Origin of the sequence: Synechococcus sp. R5-13 (genome assembly GCF_047462015.1) — a bacterium.
Taxonomy (GTDB): domain Bacteria; phylum Cyanobacteriota; class Cyanobacteriia; order Thermostichales; family Thermostichaceae; genus Thermostichus.
The window spans coordinates 1-21,553 of record NZ_JANSIL010000097.1 but is presented as its reverse complement, the minus strand read 5'-3'; the positions used below and the strand labels follow the sequence as shown (position 1 = coordinate 21,553).

The following is a 21,553-nucleotide window of genomic DNA, read 5'->3' as shown; positions in this document are numbered from 1 at the left end:
AAACCAGCCTAGAGGTCCGGGCTTGTTTTGTTCTCTGGTAGAGCAGAACAGGCTCAGGGCTACTGAAAGCTCGCTCCGTACCGCTTAGCGGTCGGAGCCGGGTAGTTTACGGCTTCGTCGTCCATCCAGGAAGGGGGTACAGGTCGGCATCCATAGCTGGAATCCGAGCCATCGTAGCTGCCGGGATCCCGCTGGTACTCCATCAAGGCTTGAAGGGTATCTCGGGGTGGAGTGGCACCGCGCAAGTCCTTCAAAGAGAGGGAAATGTTGGGAGCCGGCAAAGTGGCACCGCCCACATGACAATTCAAACAGGCGGACTGAAAACGATTTTTGCCGTCCGTGAGCTGCTCTGGGGTAAAGGTGAGGGTATGCCCTGCGGCATCTAGAGGCAATTCCACAGGGCCACTCACCCGCAAATACTGGTTCACGTAAGGATCAATGCGGGCAGCCACCGGACTGGCCAGCCCCAGCCACAACAAAGCTAGGATCCCGACCCAGGCCCAGAGGCGAGACGGGATCCGCCATCTCATAGGCAACTTCTGATCCAGATGCGGCATTAGAGATAGGCTGATAGGTCGCTGTGGCTTTCGTTCTTGGTACCACCCCAGCCGGGAACGGTCTTGGCCTGCACCAGAATGTAGCCCGCAATCAGCTTCAGATCCTCGTCGGTGAGGTTGCGCAGACGGGGATACTCACTGGTGAGCTGGGTGTTGGGGTGATACTCCAACAGAGACTCCACCCCGTCATAGGTGACTGGATTCTTGATGTAATCCACAATCGCCAGCACATTATCCCGTGGGGGAGTTGCCCCCTCCAGATCCGAAAGCTTCAAGCTCACATCCGGGTTGGGATAGGTCTGGCCGCCCACATGGCACTGGGCGCATGCGGTGTTGAATAGCTTCTTCCCTTTGGCCAACTGGGCTTCGGTAAAGGTAATAGACTCAGTTGGCGACAGAGCCACTGCAGGAATATCCCTAGCTGCAAACACTGGAGCCAGACCCCAGCCAAACCCAGCCATCAACGCAGCCAACAGCAGGACAAGCAACCGACGACGCGCTGGCGCAAACACCTTCTGAAAAGAAAAAGCTTTGCTAAACATGGTTCTCCGTAGATCAGCCTAGAAAGAGGAGAGGTGGGCTCCACTCCAGCCACAAACCCGACAACAGGATCAAGAATAGACCATTAAGAGATCATTTGCAGATGGGATCCGGGATAGTTTCCCAATGGTTCCATTTGCCTTTGGTGTTAAGTTTGATTACGGAGCTATGGCCTGTTGGGAGTCTGTTGGCCGAGAGCTGACTTGGCCACAGCCCGGTCGAGGTGGGGAGAACTGAGCAGGTAATATAGAGCTTGGCTTGCTTGCCCGGCAACCTCACAGCAGGAGAATACGGCAGACTCCGTTCCAGGTTTTCCCCATGTCCTCTATCCGATTCCAGCCGTTGCGGGTGGCTTTCACCTGTGCGGATCCCAGTCAAGTGCAAATGCCCGTTGCCGATTTGCTGGCGGCCTTGCCGGCCTCACCGCTTCTGACCTACACAGACCCGGAAGCAGCGGACTTGCGGGTAGAGCTGTTGCCCGATGCCACTTATCACTTTTACCGGCGGGGGGAAGAGGTGGCTCTGGCGGCCTTCCGGATCCCGGTGAAGAAGCTACTGGCCCTGCCTCGCAAGCTGGTGCGGCTGTTGGAGCACGTGGCTGCTTTTGGTAATCTTTTGAACCTGCAACCTGCCAGCGATGCGCTGAGCAGCATCTTGGAAGTGGAATTTCTCCAACTGGAAACCCCGGCCAGCAGCTCTGCCCCTGCCGAAGTGAGCCCCCTGCCGCGGGATCCCCAAGGGAAAGTGCAAATCCAAGCAGGCCGCAACCTGGCCATTGCCTTGAGAAACAGAGCCCCCACTCCAGTGCATGTTTATGTCACCGTCTTTGACGAGCGGCGGTACAGCGTGGATTTGGTTTACCCCTATCAACCAGATCTGCCTGCCCGTTTACGCCCCAACGAGAGCCTGCTGATTGGCTCTGGCCCCCGCTACCTGCTGCAGATGCAGCTGCCAGAAGGAACAGACGTAGCGGTGGATCGCTTCAAAATCTGGGTCAGCAGCACCAGCATGCAGCCAGGCATTATGGTGATGCCCCCTCTGGGGCAACGGCTGGAACCTCCCTCAGAAGATCCCTACGGGGCCGGATCCCGCCTGGATCGGGAAGTTCGGCTGGCCATCTTGGGCAAGGCGGGCAGCACGCCCATGCCGGCTTTTGCGGAGGATCCCTGGTGGTGTATGGAACAAGCTGTCAAAATTGTGGCTTAAGCTAATGCTCTTGGGTGCCTTTCAGACTTCTCGAAGGTGACTTTTTAAGATCCTCTCAAATGTAGCCTCAACCTCATCAACACTGATGACCGACAAATGATAGAGAGAGGATAGACTGGTTTTTGCATCTTGACTAACGTCGGCCAAAACTATGATGGCTTGGTTTCTCTGAAGACCAAGGTCAGAAGCAATCTCGGAGTACTTTTGTACTTTATCTTGGTACCCACCTGTCTTCGACTCTACCCAGTAAAATTGATCATTAACGTGGAAGAGAAGATCCATCTCAAAATCATCTCCGTTTGACAAAGTAACTTTGGCATTTGCTATGTGAGAAAAATCAATCTTTCCAGTTTGCCTTTTAGCAAGGCAAATCAACCTATTCCTAACGTATCTCTCTAGCCAGTTTCCTGAGAGAAAATTCAGTGCTTGTCGAGATCTGCTGGCTCTTGCTACTAGCAGACACCTAGGCGCTCTGAAGTATCTATTCCAAAAATGCAATCTTGTATAGCTCTGTGGCAACCTGGCAAGTTGTGACAATTACTTGTTGAGGTTCGTCTCTAAGGTTTATTGAGAAAGAGTTTCCGCTGTTCATACTTGACTTAATCATTCCATAGAATCTTTTGATCAAAGAGTACTGACTGCCCATAAAGGCGGCTATTTGATCTAGCTTTTCCTCTTTTTCTTCCGCAGCTATGCTTTTTATCTTTATGTTTTTTGAGTTTAAGAACGACTCTATCTTTGATATATCGACGATAGCTGTCCCATCCTTGTCTCTTAGTACTTCGTCTGGTGTCTCAGGATCTGGTGCTTTACCAATGACCTGAGTAACCTGCTCATTCTGGGAGTCCTGATTTGAGTCCTGATTTGCAGTTGGGCATATCTCGGATCCATGAGAACTTTGAATAGTAACCCGTAGTTGCCGATAAATATCTTTGGCCTCTTCCACTAGATTTTCCAGAATGGCTAGCTGATTGTTCAGTTGCTGGCCATGTTCGGCCAACTTTACAGATATAGCTTGTAGAAAGTCTCTGCCCCAGTCCTGTAGCAAGCTTTGCTGGCTGTCAGCAAGGCGAAATTTAAACTCTTCAAGGGTAGCTTGGACGGCCTGTAACTTTTCCTGTAACTTTTGAGAAATCTTGTCTACCAATCCTTCGCTCAACTTGATGAGTGCTTTGTCCGGGTCGTTGAGTTTTTGGCTGTGTTGGCTTAGCTGCGAAGATATATCTCTGATAATCTCTCGTTTCCAGATTTCCAGTTTAGGACTGGCCCCATACTGGCGAGCAACGTAAATGCCTACCGAGAAACCAACAGCTGCCCCAATCAATAAAACCAAAACTAAGTCCATCAGATACTCCTGTCCTCTGCTGCTGTTACTTTTCTTTCCAGTTAACTGGATTACCTGCTTGCCTCAACATGATAGGAGGAGATAGGTGAATTTTCAAGCAGATGGGGACCTGCCTCTGACCGAAGCTGGGCGCCGACAAGGGATCCCAGCCAGCCTTGCTGAAGGGCTTCTTGAGCAGGAGTCAGCTCAGGCAACACCTCCAACGTGTAGACATCGGGCCGAGGGGGATCCAACGGGATCCAGAAATGTTTCAACTGATCGGCTTGAAAAACGCTCAAACAAATGATCTGGTGGGGCTGATAGGCCGTCAAGCGTTCCGCCAAGTTGGCAGCGCTCACCCTGAACCCATCCAGGGCCACCAGCTCATCGCCGGCCCAGATGCCCGCTTTTTGCGCCGGGGATCCCATCTCTACTGCGCTGATGCGATTGCCCTCGCCGTTGAAATTGAGGCCCAGGTATGGGATGGGGTTGGGGCGGCTGAAGTGGGCTTTAAGGGTGAGGCCAAAGGGGTGTAGGTAAGTGTTGTAGTCTAGCTCTTCCGTGCCTTCCACATAGGCGGAGAAAAACCGGCCAAGATCGGCACCGGCTGCCCGCTCAAACGCCTCCCGCAAGTCTTGGTCGCTGTAGCCCTTCTCTGACCGACCAAAGCGCTGCCACAGATCCTGCAAAGCTGTATCCAGGGATCCCTGACCGCCGGAAAGGTGGCGAATGTGCAGATCCAGCAGCCAACAGACCAAAGCCCCCTTTAAGTAATAAGAAACCTGGCTGTTGAGGGTGTTTTCGTGGGGGCGGTAGAGTTTGATCCAGGTATCGAAGCTGGACTCCCGCAGCGATTGCACGGCCCGGCCCGGAGTACGCTGCAAGCGACCAATCTGTTCGGAAAGAATCTTCAAGAAATCGCCGGCACTGAGGATCCCTGCCCTCAATAAGATGACGTTTTCGTAATAGCTGGTCGCCCCCTCACAAAACCACAGACATTCCAGATAATTTTCCTGGTTGTAATCGATCTTTTCCAATGCCAGAGGACGCAGACGCTTGACATTCCAGGCATGAAACAACTCGTGGGCCAGCAAAGACAAAAAGCGCCGATAGGACTCCGGCTGATGCAGCTCCAGCCCAGAGTAAAGAAGGGTGGTGCTGTACTTGTGCTCAAGGCCACCAAATCCTCCCGGTGACAAATGCACGATAAACCAGTAACGGTCATAGGGTAGCCCACCAAAAAATGCGGCTGTGGTTTCGACAATGGCCTTGGCATCAGCGACAGCCCGCTCCACATCCAGAGTGCCCGCCCCCCAAACCACAAAGTAATGGGGGATCCCTTCCACCTCAAACGATTGCATCCGATGCAGGCCCACCTCCACCGGGCTATCCACCAGCTCGTCGTAGTCTTCCGCCACAAAAGACTGGCCGGAAGTGGGATCCTCAGAAGGAGAGGTCAAGGGCCGCAAACTGGTGGCGATGTGCCAATCCGGCTTGGGGGGGATCACCGTCAAAGTGTAGGGTTCCCGCTCGCGACCGGGCACGTAGAGGAAGAGCGCTGCCCCGTTGAAATAGGCGTGGGTCAAATCCAGATGGTTTGTGCGCACCGTCAGCTCATAGGCATAGACCCGGTAGCACACCTTCACGGCAGAACAGCCCGGCGGATCGATCTGCCAGGTGTTCTTATCCACCTTCCGCCAGGCCAAAGGGATCCCTTGCTCGGTTGCCGCCTGAAACTCCTGCACGTGACGGGCATATTCCCGCACCAGGTAGGATCCCGGCGTCCACACCGGCAGTCGCAGCCGCAAAGGCACCTCTGGATCCACCTCTTGGATCTGCAGTTCCACCTCCAGCAGGTGATTGGCCGGATCCGGCATCCGCACTGTGAAATGCTGGCGGCTCAGTTGAGAAGGTGCAGCAACGATAACCTCTGGGATCCCCATAGATAGATAGATAGATAGAATGTTCCAACCCACTCCACTCTCTACCGCCAAGGGCCGACGCAACCCCCAGCGACAATGGCTCCTATCCTAACCTCTGCCTTTGGCTGGAGAGCAGCAACGAGACTTAAAAATGTAGCGCGTGCTACAAAGATACCTAGGCAGAACCTTCTACTTTAGGGTAAATCTTGGTATCCTCGTAGATTCTGAAGTCAATGGGTTGCAACCTAGCCTAATGCTTCTAGATTGATCTTAGTAGGTTGATCTTAGGTATAAACTGACCTTAAAAGGTTGATGAGTATGGCGGTGGCCGTAGCGGAAAAATCTCTGATCACAGCCTTCAAGCAATTGGGAGGCCCTCACCATCCTCCGGTTATCGAAACGTTTGAGCGTGGGAAGACCATTTTTTTTCCAGGGGATCCGGCGGAGCGGGTTTACTTTTTGGTAAAGGGAGCCGTTAAGCTCTCGCGGGTCTACGAAATGGGAGAGGAAATCACCGTTGCCCTCCTGCGGGAAAACAGCATCTTCGGCGTGCTCTCCTTTATCACGGGACAGCGCTCCGACCGCTTTTATCACTCGGTGGCTTTTACACCTACCGAGTTACTCTCTCTGCCGATCGAGCAGGTGGAAAAATCCTTGCAGGAGAACGCCGAACTGGCCATGTTGCTGGTTAAAAGCCTGTCGTCTCGTATCTTGCAAACGGAGATGATGATCGAGACGCTGGCTCATCGCGACATGGGATCCCGTCTGGTCAGCTTTTTGTTGATTCTCTGTCGCGATTTCGGGGTGCCTGGCCCAGATGGGGTCACCATCGATCTCAAGCTGTCTCACCAGGCCATTGCCGAGGCCATTGGCTCAACCCGCGTCACCATCACCCGCCTGTTGGGAGAGCTGCGCAAGAAGAAGTACATCTCCATTCACAAGAAGAAGATCACCGTACACGACCCGATGCGGCTGAGCCATCGCTTTGCCTAGAAGGAAGAGGAGAACACCTCCTGAGTAGCACCTTGCCCAGGCAAACCCCGCTCGACGGCTAGTTGAAGCTCTGGCCGGCCTATGTTCAATCTACTGCTGCAGCCTTGAAGAATCTCTGTGCCCGAAGGACAGACTTAAAGTTTTCTGGAAGCTGACCGGATCGCGGGCAAGAATCTACTAGTCTATGGGGGGATCTGGCTTTGGCCAGAGCTATCTAGCCAATTGCTGAGGTGTAACTGTGGAAACGGCCATCGAGTGGATTACCGCCCATGAGATCCTCGACTCGCGAGGGCGTCCCACCCTAGAAGCCCTGGTGGGTCTAGCCAATGGAGCAACGGGCTTGGCGCAGGTTCCCAGCGGTGCCTCGACCGGTACCTTCGAGGCCCATGAGCTGCGGGACGGGGATCCCAAACGCTACGGCGGTAAGGGTGTGCTGAGGGCGGTGGAAAACATCCTTGGCCCCATCCAGTCGGAGCTGCAGGGAGAAGATGCCCTCAACCAAGCCCGTATTGACCAGTTGCTGATCGACCTGGACGGCACCCCCAACAAGTCCCGCCTGGGGGCCAACGCTATTTTGGCAGTTTCTCTGGCGACAGCCAAAGCGGCTGCGGAAGCAGTGGGCTTGCCTCTTTACAAATACCTGGGGGGGCCCTTTGCCAACCTGCTGCCGGTGCCGCTGATGAACGTGCTCAACGGCGGCGCCCACGCCGACAACAACGTCGATATTCAAGAATTTATGCTTGTGCCCATTGGAGCGGCCAGCTTTCGCGAGGCGCTGCGCTACGGGGCTGAGGTGTTTGCGGTACTAAAACAAGTGCTGCAGCAGAAGGGGCTGTCCACCGGTGTGGGGGATGAAGGGGGGTTTGCTCCTGATCTCGACTCCAATGCGGCGGCTTTGGATCTGCTGATGACGGCTATTGAACAGGCAGGCTACAAACCGGGAGCAGATATCGCCTTGGCCTTGGATGTGGCCGCCAACGAGCTGCTGCAGGATGGGCAATATCACTTTGAGGGCAAAGCCCACAGCGCGGCTGATATGGTGGCTTACTACCAGCAACTGCTGGCCAACTATCCCATCCTTTCCATTGAAGATGGGCTAGCGGAAGAAGACTGGGCCGGTTGGCAAGCCATGACCGCTCAACTGGGATCCCGGGTACAGCTGGTGGGAGATGACCTGTTTGTAACCAACCTGACCCGCCTGCAAAAGGGTATCGACAGCGCCGCCGCCAACGCCATTTTGATCAAGCCCAACCAAATCGGCACCCTGACGGAGACCATCTCGGCCATCCAATTGGCAGTTCAAGCCGGCTTTCGCACCATCATCAGCCACCGCTCTGGCGAGACGGAAGACACCACCATTGCCGACTTGGCGGTGGCCACCCGTGCCGGGCAGATCAAAACCGGATCCCTCTGCCGCAGCGAGCGCATTGCCAAGTACAACCAACTGCTGCGCATCGAAGACGAGCTGGGGGAAGCGGCAGTTTATGCCGGTCGGGTGGGCCTGGGTCCTAGAGCTCGCTAACTTCCCGTTCCGTCCCAGGGGATCCCTAGCACCTGCACCAAAAAGGCCCAGCGGTCGGCAGCTTCCTCAATCAGCTTGCTGGTGGGCTTGCCGGCCCCGTGCCCTGCCTTGGTGTCGATGCGGATGAGGATGGGCTGGGATCCCCCCTGGGCTGCCTGCAGGGCAGCGGCAAACTTGAAGCTGTGGGCGGGCACCACCCGGTCGTCGTGATCTGCGGTGGTGATCAGGGTGGCGGGATAGGCAGTGCCGGGCTTGAGGTTGTGCAGAGGGGAATAGGCGTAGAGGGCCTTGAATTCCTCCGGGTTCTCCGGGGATCCGTACTCGGAGATCCAGGCCCAGCCGATGGTGAACTTATGAAAGCGCAGCATGTCGAACACCCCCACTGCCGGCAGGGCCGCTGCAAACAGCTCCGGCCTCTGAACCAGGCAGGCCCCCACTAAGAGGCCGCCGTTGCTGCCGCCGGAGATGGCCAACTTGGCGGGGTTGGTGTAGCCATGGGCTATCAGCCACTCAGCAGCGGCAATAAAGTCGTCGAACACCTTTTGCTTGTTGAGCTTGGTGCCCGCCTGGTGCCACTCTTCTCCGTACTCGCCGCCGCCGCGCAAATTGGGCTGGGCGTAAACCCCTCCCATTTCCAGCCAGGCCACCAGACCCACTGAAAAGCTGGGGGTAAGAGAGATGCCAAAGCCGCCGTAGCCATACAGCAGAGTGGGGTGATCCCCTGTCCGAGTCAGGCCACGGCGGTGGACGAGAAACATGGGGATGCGGGTGCCGTCTTTGCTGGTGTAAGACACCTGCTGCACCTCGTAGGCCTGGGGATTGAAATCCACCTGGGGCTGACGGAACAGGGTGCTGGTGCCGCTGGTGAAATCGTAGCGGTAGATGGTGGGCGGGGTAGTGAAGCTGGTAAAGGTGTAGAAGGTCTCGGTGTCGTAGCGCTTGCCGCCAAAGCCGCTGGCGGATCCCAGCCCGGGCAGCGGGATTTCTCCTAGGTAGGTGCCGTCTAAAGCAAAGGTCTTGATCTGGGTGTGGGCGTCTTTGAGGTAGAAGGCCACAAACTGATTGTTGATCAAGCTAACCCCCTGCAGGGTCTCCTCCGCCTCGGGGATCACCTCCTGCACCTGGTCGGGCTGCTCCAAGTCAATCGCCACCAGTCGCCGCCGAGGAGCTTGGCAGTCCGTCAACAGCCAAAAGCGGGATCCGTCGTTGCCCACGAAGCTGTATTCGGCCTCAAACTCGCGGATGAGCTCTACTACAGGAAACTGGGGATCCCGCAAGTCTTTGTAGAAGATGAGGTTTTTGGGATCCGTGCCCCGCCAGACGGAGATGATGAGGTAATTCCCATCTTCAGTAACCCCGCCGGCAAAGCCCCACTCTTTTTGGTCGGGGCGGTGATAGACCAAAACATCTTCTGACTGGGAGGTGCCCAGGCGGTGGTAGTAGAGCTTCTGGAAGTAGTTGACGCTTTCGTATTCGCTGCCGGGGGCCGGTTCGTCGTAGCGGCTGTAGAAAAATCCTTGCCCATCCAGCGTCCAGCTCGCCCCGGAAAACTTGACCCAGCGGAGGTGATCCGGCAAATCCTCGCCGGTTTCGATGTCCCGCACCTTCCACTCTTGCCAATCGGAGCCGGAGCAGGAGAGGCCATAGGCCAGATACCGCCCATCACGGCTGATGGCAATGCCCGATAGAGCCACCGTACCGTCTTCGGAGAAGGTGTTGGGATCCAGCAAGACCCTGGCCTCAGCCTCCAGGCTTTCTTGGGTATAGAGAACACTTTGGTTTTGCAGGCCGTCGTTCTTGAAATAGAAGTAGCGGCCCCCTTCTTTGAAGGGCTGGCTGTATCTTTCGTAGTTCCACAACTGCGTCAGGCGCTCCAGCAGCCGTTGCCGTGCCGGGATTTGTCTCAGGTAGTCGAAGGTGAGTTGGTTTTGTGCTTCGATCCAGGCCCGCGTCTGCTCCGAATCCAGATCCTCCAGCCAGCGGTAGGGATCCGGTACCGCCTGCCCGTGGTAGATGTCGACAACGGTGGGATCCGGATAGCTGGGCGGGTAGTTGAGCATGAGACCTAAGCGCTAGAGACCCATTCCACTATGGCAGAGGAGAAGCCAAAAACCCACTCTCCGGCCTTTGCCAGGCATGCTCGCTATAGTGGAAGCCGAGTTGCGGGATAGATTCTGTGTTGCAGGCTTCTCCTTTCTTCCAGGCCGGGCGGATGGGCGCCTATCCCCTGGGCTCAGGCTGCTATCACTTCTCGGTGTGGGCGCCCTTGGTTGAGCAGGTGGAGCTGAAGCTGCTCAGCCCTGTCCAACGTTGCTTTACTCTAGTGCGGGATGAGCAGGGCTATTGGCAGGGGGAGGTGGACGGGATCCCACCTGGGCCAGTGGACTACCTCTACCGCCTGCACACCTCAGCAGGGGTAGTGGAGCGGCCGGATCCCGCTTCCCGCTGCCAGCCCTACGGCGTCCACGGCCCTTCGCGGGTGGTGGATCCCCACTTCGACTGGCAGGATCAGGGGTGGAAGGGGATCCCCCTGTCTCAGTGGATCCTCTACGAGCTGCATGTAGGCACCTTTACCCTCGAGGGCACCTTTGCCGCCCTGATCCCTCGCCTGCCGGAGTTGGTGGAGTTGGGGGTAAACGTGCTGGAGCTGATGCCGGTGGCCCAGTTTCCAGGAGAGCGCAACTGGGGCTACGACGGCGTCTACCCCTACGCGGTGCAGACCAGCTATGGAGGAGCGGCAGGCTTCAAAGCCCTAGTCAATGCCTGCCACCAACTGGGTTTGGCCGTCATCTTGGATGTGGTCTACAACCACCTGGGGCCGGAGGGGAACTACCTGCGGGATTTTGGCCCCTACTTCACCGACAAGTACCACACCCCTTGGGGGGATGCCCTCAACTTCGACGACCGCTATTCTGACGGCGTGCGAGAGTTTTTCCTACAAAACGCCGAGTACTGGCTGGAGGAGTTTCATCTCGATGGGCTGCGGCTGGACGCGGTGCATGCCATCTACGACTTCAGCGCCTACCCCTTCTTGCAGGAATTGGCAGAGCAGGTGGATGCCCTAGAAGCTCGCACTGGCCGGCCCAGGGTTCTCATTGCCGAAAGCGACCTCAACGATGTCCGCCTCATCACCCCCCGAGAGCAAGGGGGCTACGGGCTAGATGCCCAGTGGTGCGATGACTTCCACCACTCACTTCACACCCTGCTTACCGGGGAAAAGACAGGCTACTACCAGGACTTTGGCGAATTGGAGCACCTGGCCAAGGCTTACCGGGAGAGCTACGTTTATTCTGGCCAGTACTCCTGCTACCGCGCCAGGCGTCACGGCAACTCCGCTGTTGGGCGACCGGGATCCCAATTTGTTGTCTGCATTCAAAACCACGACCAGGTGGGCAACCGCAGGCTGGGAGAGCGCCTTAGCCAGCTCACCTCTTTCGAGGGCCTCAAGTTGGCTGCCGCTGCCCTGCTGTTGGCCCCCATGCTGCCGCTGCTGTTTATGGGGGAAGAATACGGGGAGGTGGCCCCCTTTCTGTATTTTGTCAGCCACGGGGATCCCGACCTGGTGGAAGCGGTGCGCCAAGGACGCCGCCGCGAGTTCAGCGCCTTTGCCTGGCAGGGAGAGCCGCCGGATCCCCAAGCTGAAGAGACTTTCTTGCGCTCCAAGCTGAATTGGGAGTTGAAAAAGGCCGGTCACCACCAGGTTCTCTGGAAGTGGTACCAGACCCTGATCCGGCTGCGCAAAACCCAACCGGCTCTCCAGCATCTGGAGCGGGACGGGGTGGAAGTGGAGCTCTTTTCCAACTCTGGCCTAGCTCTGCACCGCCGCCAGGGATCCCAGGCTTTGCTTGCCCTTTTCAATTTCAGCCCCGATCAGCCAGTCACCTATACCCAATGGCCCAGCGGCACCTGGGAAAAACTTTTGGACAGCCATGAGACCCAGTGGTTGGGCAAGGGATCCTCTCTGCCCGCCAGAAGCCAAGGAGATCTTGTGGAGGTACCGCCCTATGGGGTGGCGGTGTACGGTCAGAACCCCTAAAAGAGGTAATCCCGGCCGCAGCCGTAGCGCCAAGCCTCGCGGCGCCGTCTCCAGAAGTAGTCCTGGGGGTTGGTTTCCGGCTCCGGGCGATCTGTTAGCCTTTGCAGCAGCTCGAAGAGGCCAAGCGCGCCAAAGTGGCCCGCCCATTCCACCAACTCCGGCAACCCCAACCGGGGCAAAAGTCCGGCCACCAACCGAGGATCCCGACTCATCGCCCCCCACAGGGCCTGGGCCAAGCCGCCGAACTGCACTACATCCTGCAAAAAGGGCTTCACCACCTGGGGGCCGGCGGCAAACATGGCCTCAAACACCCTGCTCAACAAGCGGTTAATGCTATCGGGATCCCAGGTTTTCTCCCGCAGAGGGGGGATCATGGCCTTCTGAAAGAGCCAGGTCACGGCCAAGTTGGGCTGGTAGGGTTGTAGCAAGACCAGGGCCGCCCGATCCAACTGCCGCTGTGCAAGGGCCTCGTGGATTCCTTGTTGCAGGCGATCCAGGTGGCGCAGCATTGCCCCAAAGCCGCCAAAGCTGAGGGGAGACTGGCTGCCACTGCTGTCCCCCACTGCCAACAGGCGATCCCAGGGCAGTTGCAGAGGGCTACGGCGGTAAGCGGGAAAAACGCCGCACAGCTTGCGCACCCAGTGGATCTGGGTCAGCTCAACCCCTTGATAGGCGGGCAACAGCTGGCAGTAATCTTGCCAGAGGGTGTGGAGACTAGGCCGCTCCGGATCTCGGTCGCAGTAGGTGAACAGATAGGTGGTGCGCCCATCGCGGGCGGGGAAGGCTTCCCAAAAGGGCTGGTAGCCATTCTGGGCCGGGGTAAAGCTGTAGAAGAGATCTCCCGTGGGTTGGTCGGGCAGCCCCTGGGCACAGGATCCCACCACCAGACAGACGCTATCTGGCGGCTGCCCTTGGCGAGCCTGGGCCGCGATGGGCGAGCGGTGCCCCATGGCATCCACCAGCAGTTGAGCACGGATCTGTCCCTTGGTGGTCTGGAGGCAGATCCCATCGGGGTGAACGGTGGCACTTTGAAAGGCAGTCTGCTCCCACACTTGGCCCCCCCAGGCCAGGAAATGCTGCTTGAGGAACTCCAGGAGGCTGACTGGATCCACGCCCACATTCAGCACTCCCTCCACCCACCAGTGGGGGCCCTCCCCAAAGCCAATCCGCCCCCTCGGGTAGTGGGTAACCTGGACTGCCTCCCACTCGGGCGGGGTAAGCAGCTCCAGCTCTAACAACACCTGCAGCTCCTGGTGTGAGGTGTTCCACTCCTGCTCCCGCCCCCGCAGGATCCCGCGCTCCAGCAGGATCACCCGCCAGCCCCGCTTGGCCAAAGCCGCTGCCAAGAAGATCCCCAGGGTGCCACCGGCAATGACAACATCCACCTCCCAGCTGCCCAAGCTCTGGGAAGCCTGCTGCACGACTGTCGGCGGTAACTCCCTCCGCCTCTGCCGCAGGGATCCCCACCAGGCATCCGAGGCGGGCAAGGCTTCCGGCGGGGGGACAACTTCAGCCATCGGCAGGAGGAACCCACAAGACCATCCTCTTCACCCTAAATCAAGCCCCGACTTTTGAGGCGACGATGAATCAAAACCAGCGTATCCACCTCGCCGACATTGCCCGGAAACAACACCACCGGCAGGTTGGGAAAGCGGGGATGATCGGACGGGGTGATCACCATCGAGATCCCAGGGTAGACTTGCCCCAGCAGACGCACCGCCGGCAAGTTGAGGCCAACGCTGAGGGTGTCGTTGGAGGTGATGCCGCCCTTGCTGATGAGATAGCCAATTCCCGGCGGCAACCCCTGCACCACGCCCATCAACAACCGCGAAACCTTCTGCCCAAAAGCCAGGCGCCTTTCCACGGAGCCCTTTTCAAAAGTCAGTTCCTCCCGGCTGGTGTAGACCACCGGCGTCAGACCCTTCTCGTAGGCGCTGTGAACTTGGGCCAGGATCCCTGGCAGCAGCTCCGCGTCGGGATCCAATAGTCGCCTCACCTCCACCTCGATGCCTTGGGTTTCAGGCTCCTGCAGAAGGCGGGCCAACTGCTGGCTGGACTTTTGCACATGGGATCCCACGATCACCACCCCCGGTTGAGAGGAGCGAACAAACTGCCCCATCTGTTCCGGGGGAACGGGTTGTGGCGGCAACTGGGCCAAAGCCGTCAAGAGGCTGGCGGCGCTGCGGAACAAAAAGCGCTTCCCCTGCTCTATAGCCGCCCAAACATCCTGGGCAAAGCGATCCAGATCCGCCTGGGTTTCTCCATCCACCACACAGCAGACATTCCCCTCCAGACTCAAAAGCCGCTCCAGACAGCCGGCGCGAATCTGCTCTAGGGTCAATCGCTCCACCTGCTCAGCCCGGATCCGCCCCTGGGTTTTCTCCTGCACATAGTCCGGCAAATAGCTGTGGTGGTAGCCAAACACCGCATCCCGAGCAAACTCCGTCTCATGCACCGGCACCCAGCGCTCCCCCACCCGTAGGTAGTGGACACTGTTGCCGGTGATGCGCCCTCCCTCAAAAAAGGCCGGCACCAGAAAATGGGCATCAAAAGGCCCCAGCTCTGCTGCCATCACATCCGTTTCCAGGGGGTAATGCCCCCGCAGCGTCGAGTCGGAGCGGCTGACGAAAAGGGCCCGCTCCCACCCCAGCTCCCCCATGGCCTGCTTGAGGGCCCGGCAGACCGACCGCGTCACCTCTTCGGCCTTGGCCGGCGGCAGGGATCGGGTGTTGGTGAGGATAAAGCGAATTGGCGAGCTATCCTGCAACCCCAGCTTCAAGGTCTCCGGATCCCAGCGGGTGAGGAGCAGGCAACTGTGAACGGTTTGGGATCCGGTGGGATCATCGTCCAACACAACGATAGGGGGGAGAGCCATGAGACCGTCTCAATGACAAAGCAACCCGAGAACTCCAGACAGACGAATCCCCCTCAAAGGGCAACCGCTATTTTCATCTTCCCCCAAGTTGGCCATCTTCCCTGCCCCTATTCCAGGCGAAGTTTGCCATGATTGAGATCAACTGGCTCTGGTGATCCAAAACAACTGCAACCCTTCCCCCCCCTGCCCACATCCATGGGAGAAAGCCATGGGGCAAGCTGAGCTGCAACTTCAGATTAAGCGGATTCAGCAGGATGTGCTGCGTATGGGGGCATTAGTGGAAAAATCGGTGGTCTTGGCCCAGCAGGCCCTGTTTGAACAGAACTTGGCCGCCGCCGAACAGGTGATCGCCCAAGACAAGCAAATTGACCGTTTTTATCGTCAAATCGAGAAAGACTGTATTAATTTGATTGCCTTGCGCTCCCCGGTGGCGCGGGATCTGCGCTGGATCAGTACCCTGATGCAACTGGTACGCGATCTGGAGCGGATTGGCGACTACGCCAAAGATTTGGCCGAAGTGGCCCTGCGCTTGGTCATGTACCCGCCGCCCCCGGAGCTGGGTCGTATTCAGGTGATGATGCAGCGTTGCCAGAAAATGCTCAGCCACAGCCTGGTGGCCCTGACGGAATTGGACGCTGACCTGGGCCGACAACTGAAGCGGGAAGACGACGCCGTTGATGAAGATTACACTAACCTTTACAATACGTTGGCGCAGCAGTCTGACATTCGCGGATCGGTCGAGCCTATTCTATTGATGTTGCTGGCGATCCGTTACCTGGAGCGTCTGGCCGACCACAGCACCAACATCGGTCAGCGGGTAGCTTTTATCGTCACCGGCCAGCGTGACTAACGCCAACGGGTTGGGTCTTGCGATGTCTTAACCCCTCTTCTTCTCTCCTCTTTTGCCAATACCCAAAATGGACTTCTCTCGAATTTTTCAGCATTTTCTCTCTCAGCCTCCCGAGCAATTGACCGACAAAGATACTCTTCTTGCCCTCTTGCAGTCCGCCGATCCAGAAGCGCCGGAAATGCTGGAGATTGCCCTAGATGGCCTGGTGCGGGCTGGGTTTCTGGAACGATCCGGGGATCCCCCTCGCTATCGGCGCAAGCCGGACGAATCTTTGGTGGTGGGGCGTTTGCGCTGTTCCAGCAAAGGCTTTTGCTTCGCCATTCGGGACGAGCCGGGGGTGGAGGATGTGTACATCCACGGCAGCAACCTCAGCGGCGCCTGGAATGGGGATCAGGTGTTGGCGCGGGTCACCAAAGATGGCAACCGTCGCCGCAGTCCAGAAGGAGAGGTGGTGGCCGTTGTGGAGCGGGCCAATTCTGCCCTGGTGGGTCGCCTCAAACAGACGGAACAGGGTTTTCGGGTGGTGCCCTTGGATGACCGGCTGCTGTTCGAGCTGGCCCTGACGGAGGGATCCCCTGTCGAGCTGGCGGAAGGTCGGGTGGCCTATGTGGAGGTGAATCGCTACCCGCTGGGGGATCTGCCCCCAACCGGAACCATTCGCAAAATTTTGGGCGACGGCCCAGAGGCCTCCATCGATGCAGATTTGGTCTGTTGCAAGTACGACCTACCGCAGGAGTTTCCCGCTCCAGTGTTGGAGGCAGCAGCAGCTCTGCCCAAAAAGCTCAGCCGCTCTGACCAAAAGGGCCGCCGCGATCTGCGCGATTGGTTTTGCATCACTTTGGAGCCTTTGGATCTGCAGCATCCCCACGGCTTGGAACCCAACGTGGCTGTTTCCTTGCAGCGGCAAGAGAATGACCACTGGCTGCTGGGGATCCACATTGCCGACGTGGCCCATTGGCTGGATCCCGACCACCCCTTGGAGCAAGAGGCTCAGCAGCGGACGGCCACCGTCTACCTCGATACGATGGTGCTGCCTCTCTTTCCGCCGGAGGTGCACAACCGCCTGGCTCTGTTGCCACAGCAGGAGCGCTTGGCCTATTCACTGCTAGTGACCCTCGACCCAGAAGGGGTGGTACAAAACTTCGAGATTTACCCCAGCCTGGTGCAATCGCGGGCTCACCTGTCCTATGGTCAGGTGCAGGCTCTTTTGGCCACCACCGCCGACTTGGGCCCCGACGAAGAAGTGCCGGAGTTGATGGCCCTGCTGCAAAACCTGCTGCGCCTTAGCCAGATCCTGCGGGCCAAACGTCACCAGGCGGGGGGATTTGACCTGCCCCTGTTGGATTTGCTCACTCCCCACTCTGCCGATGAAAGCGGCTACGGCCCCCTCTTGATCAGCGATCGCCTCGGCGCCCATGCCCTGATGACGGAAATTCTCCTGCTGGCCAACCAAATCCTGGGCCACCATTTGCGCCAGTTGGGGATCCCTTCTTTGGCCCGCGTGCAGCCTGCCCCTGCCGCCGAGGCCCTGCAGAGCTTTTTGCGCCTGGCCAATGCCATGAAGCTGGATCTGAATTTGCAAGATCCCGCTGTCGTAACTCTGGCGGACTGGCAGCGGATTTGTGCCCGCATCACCGCTCCCGATGTGTTGGCCTCTGGCGCGAGCCCGGCCTTGGTGGCGCAGATGCTGGCCACCTTGCCCCCGGTCGAGTATCGTCTCCAGCCTCTGGAAGAGCAACTCGGCCATTTTGGGTTGGGCCTCAAAGAACCCTACGCCACCTTTACGGCCCCCTTGCGCCGCTATGCCGACTTGCTCAATTTGCGTGCCCTGCACCTGGCCCTGAGCAAAGGACGCGAGCGCCGCAGCTCTCGCTCCAAAACCGTGGTGGATCTGCACGGCCCCAGCGGCTACGGCCAAATCGACTGGCAGGTGTTGCCGCCCAAGGTGCAGGAGGAATGGCAGGCGTTTCTCCAGGCGCAACTGCCCAAAATTCAGGAGGGGTACCGGATCCGGCAGCAGGCGGAGCGGGAGCTGATGGGCCTGAAGCGCTCTGAGTTCATGCAAAAGCACCTGGGAGAGGTGTTCCCCGGCCTGATCATCGGCGTCCAGAACTACGGCTTTTTTGTCCAGGTGGATCCCATCTTGGCGGAAGGCTTGGTGCGGGTCAGCACCCTGAAAAACGATTGGTACGAGTACCGCAGCCGTCAGCAGGCGCTGGTGGGACGCAAGAGTCGGCGCCAGTTTCGCCTGGGGGATCGGGTGGAGGTGCAGATTAAGAACGTGGATTACTACCGCCAACAAATTGACCTGGCGGTAATCGGGGAAGGCCGTCCCTACGAAGAAGAAGAATAAGGCGGGGATCCCTCCATGGATCGCAGCTGGAGAGGACGGTTGTTGCGAACTCTGGCTCTGGCAAAATAGGCGATACCTAGATCAGGAAGATCCTACCGGAGCTTCCGGCACCCAGCTCTACTGCCCCGAAAGAGTCCAGGGTGCTCCCTGTGTCTGTATTGCCTTCCTATACTGAGTAGCAAAGCTCTGCCGAACTCCTATGCAGCCCACCAATCCCAACCAATTTACCGAAAAAGCTTGGAGCGCCATTGTCCAATCCCAAGATGTGGCCCGGCGGCACCAGCAGCAACAGTTGGAAACCGAGCATTTGCTGATCTCCCTTCTGGATCAAGAGGGGGGGCTCACCCAAACCCTCCTGCAACGGGCAGGTATCGATCCGAGGCTGGTGCGGGATAAAGTGGAAAGCTTCATCAACCAGCAGCCCAAGTTGGCGCGGGTGGATCAGCTCTACTTGGGTCGCGGCCTGGAAACCACCCTGGATCGGGCCGAGGAGTTTCGCAAAGAGTACGGCGATGATTTCATCTCGGTGGAGCACTTGTTTTTGGGATCCCTGCAAGATGAGCGGGTGGGCAAGCGGGTCTTGGCACCCCTGGGCCTGACGGTAGAGCGCCTCAAACCGGTCATCAAAGAGGTGCGAGGCAAACAGCGGGTCACCGACAAAAACCCCGAATCCCGCTACGAAGCCCTGGAGCGCTATGGCCGCGATCTCACCCAGGCGGCCCGCGAAGGGAAGCTGGATCCGGTGATCGGGCGAGATGACGAGATCCGCCGCGTCATTCAGGTGCTCTCCCGCCGCACCAAAAACAACCCCGTCCTCATCGGCGAACCCGGCGTGGGGAAAACAGCCATTGTGGAGGGCCTAGCCCAGCGCATCAACCGGGGAGATGTGCCGGAGTCTCTGAAAAACCGGCGAGTCATTGCTCTGGACATGGGCGCTCTCATTGCCGGGGCCAAGTACCGCGGGGAATTTGAAGACCGCCTCAAAGCTGTGCTCAAAGAGGTCACCGAATCCGAAGGCCAGATCATCCTCTTCATCGACGAGTTGCACACCGTTGTCGGCGCCGGGGCCGGCGAAGGGGCCATGGATGCCGGCAACTTGCTCAAACCCATGCTGGCGCGGGGCGAGTTGCGCTGTATCGGCGCCACCACCCTGGATGAATACCGCAAGCACATCGAAAAAGATGCGGCCCTAGAACGCCGCTTCCAGCCGGTGTACGTGGATCAGCCTTCGGTGGAAGATACCATCTCCATCCTGCGCGGCCTCAAAGAGCGCTACGAGCTGCACCACGGGGTGAAAATCAGCGACTCCGCCTTGGTGGCGGCAGCGGTGCTCTCCAACCGCTACATCTCCGAGCGCTTCCTGCCCGACAAAGCCATCGACCTGGTGGACGAGGCGGCGGCCAAGCTGAAGATGGAGATCACCTCCAAGCCCGTCGAGCTGGACGAGATCGACCGGCGCATCATGCAACTGCAGATGGAGGAGCTCTCCCTGAAAAAAGAAGATGATGCTGCCTCTAGAGATCGCCTCAGCAAAATTGAGCAGGAGCTGGCCAACCTGACGGAGCGACAACGGGAGTTGAATGCTCGCTGGCAATTTGAAAAAGAGGCTATCGAACGCCTGCAAAGCCTTAAAGCCGAGCGGGACGCCGTCAAGCTTCAAATCGAACAGGCTGAACAAAAATATGACCTCAACCGCGCTGCCGAGCTCAAGTACGGCAAGCTGATGGAATTGGAGCGGCAAATCCAAGAGCAGGAAGCTCACCTGGCCAAGCTGCAGGCCAACGGCGAGCCGCTGCTGCGGGAGCAAGTGACTCCCGAAGATATTGCCGAGATCGTCTCCCGCTGGACGGGGATCCCAGTCACCAGCCTGATGGAGTCGGAAAAGCAGAAGCTGCTGCGCCTGGAAGCCCATTTGCACCAGCGGGTGGTGGGCCAAGACGAGGCGGTAGCCGCCGTAGCGGCAGCCATTCGGCGCGCCCGGGCCGGCATGAAGGATCCCAATCGCCCCATCGGCTCTTTCCTGTTCATGGGGCCCACTGGCGTGGGGAAAACCGAGCTGGCCCGTGCTTTGGCGGAGTTCCTCTTCGACACTTCCGAGGCGATGGTGCGCATCGACATGTCCGAGTACATGGAGAAGCACTCGGTCTCTCGTCTAATCGGAGCTCCTCCAGGCTACGTGGGCTACGAAGAAGGCGGGCAGCTCTCCGAGGCGGTGCGGCGACGCCCCTACTCGGTGGTGCTGTTTGACGAGGTGGAAAAAGCCCACCCGGATGTCTTCAACATCCTGCTGCAGGTGCTGGACGATGGCCGCATCACCGACTCCCAAGGGCGGACAGTGGACTTCAAAAACACCATCATCATCATGACCAGCAACATCGGCAGCGACCTCATCCTGGAAATTGGGGCCGATGAAAGCCGCTACGAGGAGATGAAAACTCAGGTGCTGGCCATGCTGCGGCACCACTTCCGACCGGAGTTCCTCAACCGGGTGGACGAGCTGATCATCTTCCACGCCCTCACCAAAGAGCAAATTCGCCAGATTGTCGGCCTGCAAATGCAGCGGGTGGAAAAGCTGCTGGCAGATCAGCAAATCGAGATCCTGCTCACCGAAGAAGCCAAGGACTACCTGGCAGAGGTGGGCTACGACCCCGTGTTCGGGGCCCGTCCCCTGAAGCGGGTGATCCAGCGGGAGATCGAAAACCCCATCGCCACCAAGCTGCTGGAGAACGAGTTCCTGCCCGGCGACCGCATTTTGGTGGATGTAGCCAACGAGCGGTTGATCTTCCGCAAGATCGGCTCTCAGCCCAGCCAAGAGCCGCCGGCGGCTGTGGCCGTCAGCTAAGTCGGGGTCCTTCCGTCAAAGCGTAATCACTTGGTCAGGTGGGTTGTCCTTCAAGGCCTCGTAGAGGTCAGGGAAACAGCCCACCTGCACTCCTTTGACGACGTTTTTGGGAACGCACCGAGCTGGCTCTCTGCGCCCGCGTCCTTGAGCGTCGCACCAGCGGGGTTCCCCTTCGGCTAGGTTGCGCTCCAGAGCGCACATGTCACACATCATCAGCAGGATGTTTTGCTCTTGGGCAACTTTGGCCAAGCGCTCGCCAATGGGATCCCCCTGCCGCAAAACAAAGCAGTTGTCGTCGAAAAAGAACATGCCCACCACCTGCGCTCCATGCACCCCTGCTTCTAGCTGGGGCAGGATCATCTGGCCCAACTTATAGGTGCCGCAGCGAGGGTGAGTGAACACGTAGGCAACTTTCATGAGGCCCCCTTGCCGTTTTCAATTTTGATTATCAGTAATTATCATTTTCAGCTAGAAATCGCAGGAGCCCCGCACTGTACCCGTAGGGTCAGTGCCGGGAGGAATGCGCTTTGATG

15 protein-coding genes are annotated in these 21,553 nt (G+C 58.2%); 7 read left to right on the top strand and 8 right to left on the bottom strand.

The genetic code is table 11. The features are described 5' to 3' along the window. Positions 1 to 59 precede the first annotated feature (59 nt). Positions 60 to 530 carry a photosystem II cytochrome PsbV2 gene (gene psbV2 / locus NW840_RS08135; protein WP_414343578.1) on the bottom strand — a complete coding sequence of 157 codons (471 nt, stop codon included), beginning with the start codon at positions 528 to 530 and terminating at the stop codon, positions 60 to 62. A 26-nt stretch (positions 531 to 556) separates the two neighbouring features. After that, on the bottom strand, positions 557 to 1,099 hold the full coding sequence (gene psbV, locus NW840_RS08130; RefSeq protein WP_011434097.1) for a photosystem II cytochrome c-550: 543 nt from the start codon (positions 1,097 to 1,099) through the stop codon (positions 557 to 559). Positions 1,100 to 1,415: 316 nt separating this feature from the next. Here psbV and NW840_RS08125 point away from each other — a divergent pair, with 316 nt between their 5' ends. Then, positions 1,416 to 2,303 (top strand): hypothetical protein, encoded by an 888-nt coding sequence (locus tag NW840_RS08125; RefSeq protein WP_414343577.1) that lies wholly within the window; start codon positions 1,416 to 1,418, stop codon positions 2,301 to 2,303. A gap of 481 nt (positions 2,304 to 2,784) precedes the next feature. Here the strand turns inward: NW840_RS08125 and NW840_RS08120 are convergent, their stop codons facing one another. Continuing rightward, entirely contained in the window at positions 2,785 to 3,648 is an 864-nt protein-coding gene (locus tag NW840_RS08120) for a hypothetical protein (RefSeq protein ID WP_414343575.1), read from the bottom strand. A 50-nt stretch (positions 3,649 to 3,698) separates the two neighbouring features. Beyond that, the gene (locus tag NW840_RS08115; protein ID WP_414343574.1) at positions 3,699 to 5,603 is read right to left on the bottom strand and encodes a M61 family metallopeptidase; all 1,905 of its coding nucleotides are present in this window, start codon (positions 5,601 to 5,603) and stop codon (positions 3,699 to 3,701) included. A 264-nt stretch (positions 5,604 to 5,867) separates the two neighbouring features. On the opposite strand from NW840_RS08115, the gene ntcA reads away from it, so the two are divergent. Together ntcA and eno are read left to right on the top strand one after the other, a co-directional pair. Then, positions 5,868 to 6,542 (top strand): global nitrogen regulator NtcA, encoded by a 675-nt coding sequence (ntcA, locus tag NW840_RS08110; RefSeq protein ID WP_011434093.1) that lies wholly within the window; start codon positions 5,868 to 5,870, stop codon positions 6,540 to 6,542. Between the two features lie 238 nt (positions 6,543 to 6,780). After that, the gene (gene eno / locus NW840_RS08105; RefSeq protein ID WP_414343572.1) at positions 6,781 to 8,064 is read left to right on the top strand and encodes a phosphopyruvate hydratase; all 1,284 of its coding nucleotides are present in this window, start codon (positions 6,781 to 6,783) and stop codon (positions 8,062 to 8,064) included. Here the strand turns inward: eno and NW840_RS08100 are convergent. After that, on the bottom strand, positions 8,061 to 10,124 hold the full coding sequence (locus NW840_RS08100) for a prolyl oligopeptidase family serine peptidase (RefSeq protein ID WP_414343571.1): 2,064 nt from the start codon (positions 10,122 to 10,124) through the stop codon (positions 8,061 to 8,063). The two genes, eno and NW840_RS08100, sit on opposite strands and share 4 nt — an antisense overlap. Before the next feature lie 116 nt (positions 10,125 to 10,240). Between NW840_RS08100 and treZ the strand changes: the two genes are divergently transcribed. Next, positions 10,241 to 12,100: a malto-oligosyltrehalose trehalohydrolase gene (gene treZ / locus NW840_RS08095; protein ID WP_414343570.1), complete on the top strand. Its 1,860-nt coding sequence runs from the start codon at positions 10,241 to 10,243 to the stop codon at positions 12,098 to 12,100. On the opposite strand, the gene NW840_RS08090 is transcribed toward treZ, so the two are convergent. Together NW840_RS08090 and NW840_RS08085 are read right to left on the bottom strand one after the other, a co-directional pair. Then, the gene (locus tag NW840_RS08090; protein WP_414343569.1) at positions 12,097 to 13,617 is read right to left on the bottom strand and encodes an NAD(P)/FAD-dependent oxidoreductase; all 1,521 of its coding nucleotides are present in this window, start codon (positions 13,615 to 13,617) and stop codon (positions 12,097 to 12,099) included. The two genes, treZ and NW840_RS08090, sit on opposite strands and share 4 nt — an antisense overlap. A gap of 35 nt (positions 13,618 to 13,652) precedes the next feature. Then, positions 13,653 to 14,975, bottom strand: coding sequence for a four-carbon acid sugar kinase family protein (locus tag NW840_RS08085; RefSeq protein WP_414343568.1), 1,323 nt, complete (start codon positions 14,973 to 14,975; stop codon positions 13,653 to 13,655). Positions 14,976 to 15,183: 208 nt separating this feature from the next. On the opposite strand from NW840_RS08085, the gene phoU reads away from it, so the two are divergent. The 3 genes from phoU (at position 15,184) to clpB (ending at position 21,020) form a co-directional block, all read left to right on the top strand. Next, positions 15,184 to 15,825 (top strand): phosphate signaling complex protein PhoU, encoded by a 642-nt coding sequence (phoU, locus tag NW840_RS08080; protein WP_414343567.1) that lies wholly within the window; start codon positions 15,184 to 15,186, stop codon positions 15,823 to 15,825. Between the two features lie 67 nt (positions 15,826 to 15,892). Then, the gene (locus NW840_RS08075) at positions 15,893 to 18,178 is read left to right on the top strand and encodes a ribonuclease R family protein (protein WP_414343566.1); all 2,286 of its coding nucleotides are present in this window, start codon (positions 15,893 to 15,895) and stop codon (positions 18,176 to 18,178) included. A 199-nt stretch (positions 18,179 to 18,377) separates the two neighbouring features. Beyond that, the gene (clpB, locus tag NW840_RS08070; protein ID WP_414343565.1) at positions 18,378 to 21,020 is read left to right on the top strand and encodes an ATP-dependent chaperone ClpB; all 2,643 of its coding nucleotides are present in this window, start codon (positions 18,378 to 18,380) and stop codon (positions 21,018 to 21,020) included. Positions 21,021 to 21,035: 15 nt separating this feature from the next. Here clpB and NW840_RS08065 read toward each other — a convergent pair whose 3' ends face one another. Continuing rightward, positions 21,036 to 21,437: a SaoD/DsrE family protein gene (locus NW840_RS08065; RefSeq protein ID WP_414331634.1), complete on the bottom strand. Its 402-nt coding sequence runs from the start codon at positions 21,435 to 21,437 to the stop codon at positions 21,036 to 21,038. Positions 21,438 to 21,553: the final 116 nt, after the last annotated feature.

Coding starts and splice junctions, on each gene's coding strand:
- NW840_RS08075 (WP_414343566.1), top strand. CDS start 15,893: ATGGACTTCTCTCGAATTTTTCAGCATTTTCTCTCTCAGCCTCCCGAG.
- NW840_RS08085 (WP_414343568.1), bottom strand. CDS start 14,975: ATGGCTCTCCCCCCTATCGTTGTGTTGGACGATGATCCCACCGGATCC.
- NW840_RS08090 (WP_414343569.1), bottom strand. CDS start 13,617: ATGGCTGAAGTTGTCCCCCCGCCGGAAGCCTTGCCCGCCTCGGATGCC.
- psbV2 (WP_414343578.1), bottom strand. CDS start 530: ATGAGATGGCGGATCCCGTCTCGCCTCTGGGCCTGGGTCGGGATCCTA.
- NW840_RS08120 (WP_414343575.1), bottom strand. CDS start 3,648: ATGGACTTAGTTTTGGTTTTATTGATTGGGGCAGCTGTTGGTTTCTCG.
- NW840_RS08065 (WP_414331634.1), bottom strand. CDS start 21,437: ATGAAAGTTGCCTACGTGTTCACTCACCCTCGCTGCGGCACCTATAAG.
- psbV (WP_011434097.1), bottom strand. CDS start 1,099: ATGTTTAGCAAAGCTTTTTCTTTTCAGAAGGTGTTTGCGCCAGCGCGT.
- phoU (WP_414343567.1), top strand. CDS start 15,184: ATGGGGCAAGCTGAGCTGCAACTTCAGATTAAGCGGATTCAGCAGGAT.
- ntcA (WP_011434093.1), top strand. CDS start 5,868: ATGGCGGTGGCCGTAGCGGAAAAATCTCTGATCACAGCCTTCAAGCAA.
- NW840_RS08125 (WP_414343577.1), top strand. CDS start 1,416: ATGTCCTCTATCCGATTCCAGCCGTTGCGGGTGGCTTTCACCTGTGCG.
- clpB (WP_414343565.1), top strand. CDS start 18,378: ATGCAGCCCACCAATCCCAACCAATTTACCGAAAAAGCTTGGAGCGCC.
- NW840_RS08100 (WP_414343571.1), bottom strand. CDS start 10,124: ATGCTCAACTACCCGCCCAGCTATCCGGATCCCACCGTTGTCGACATC.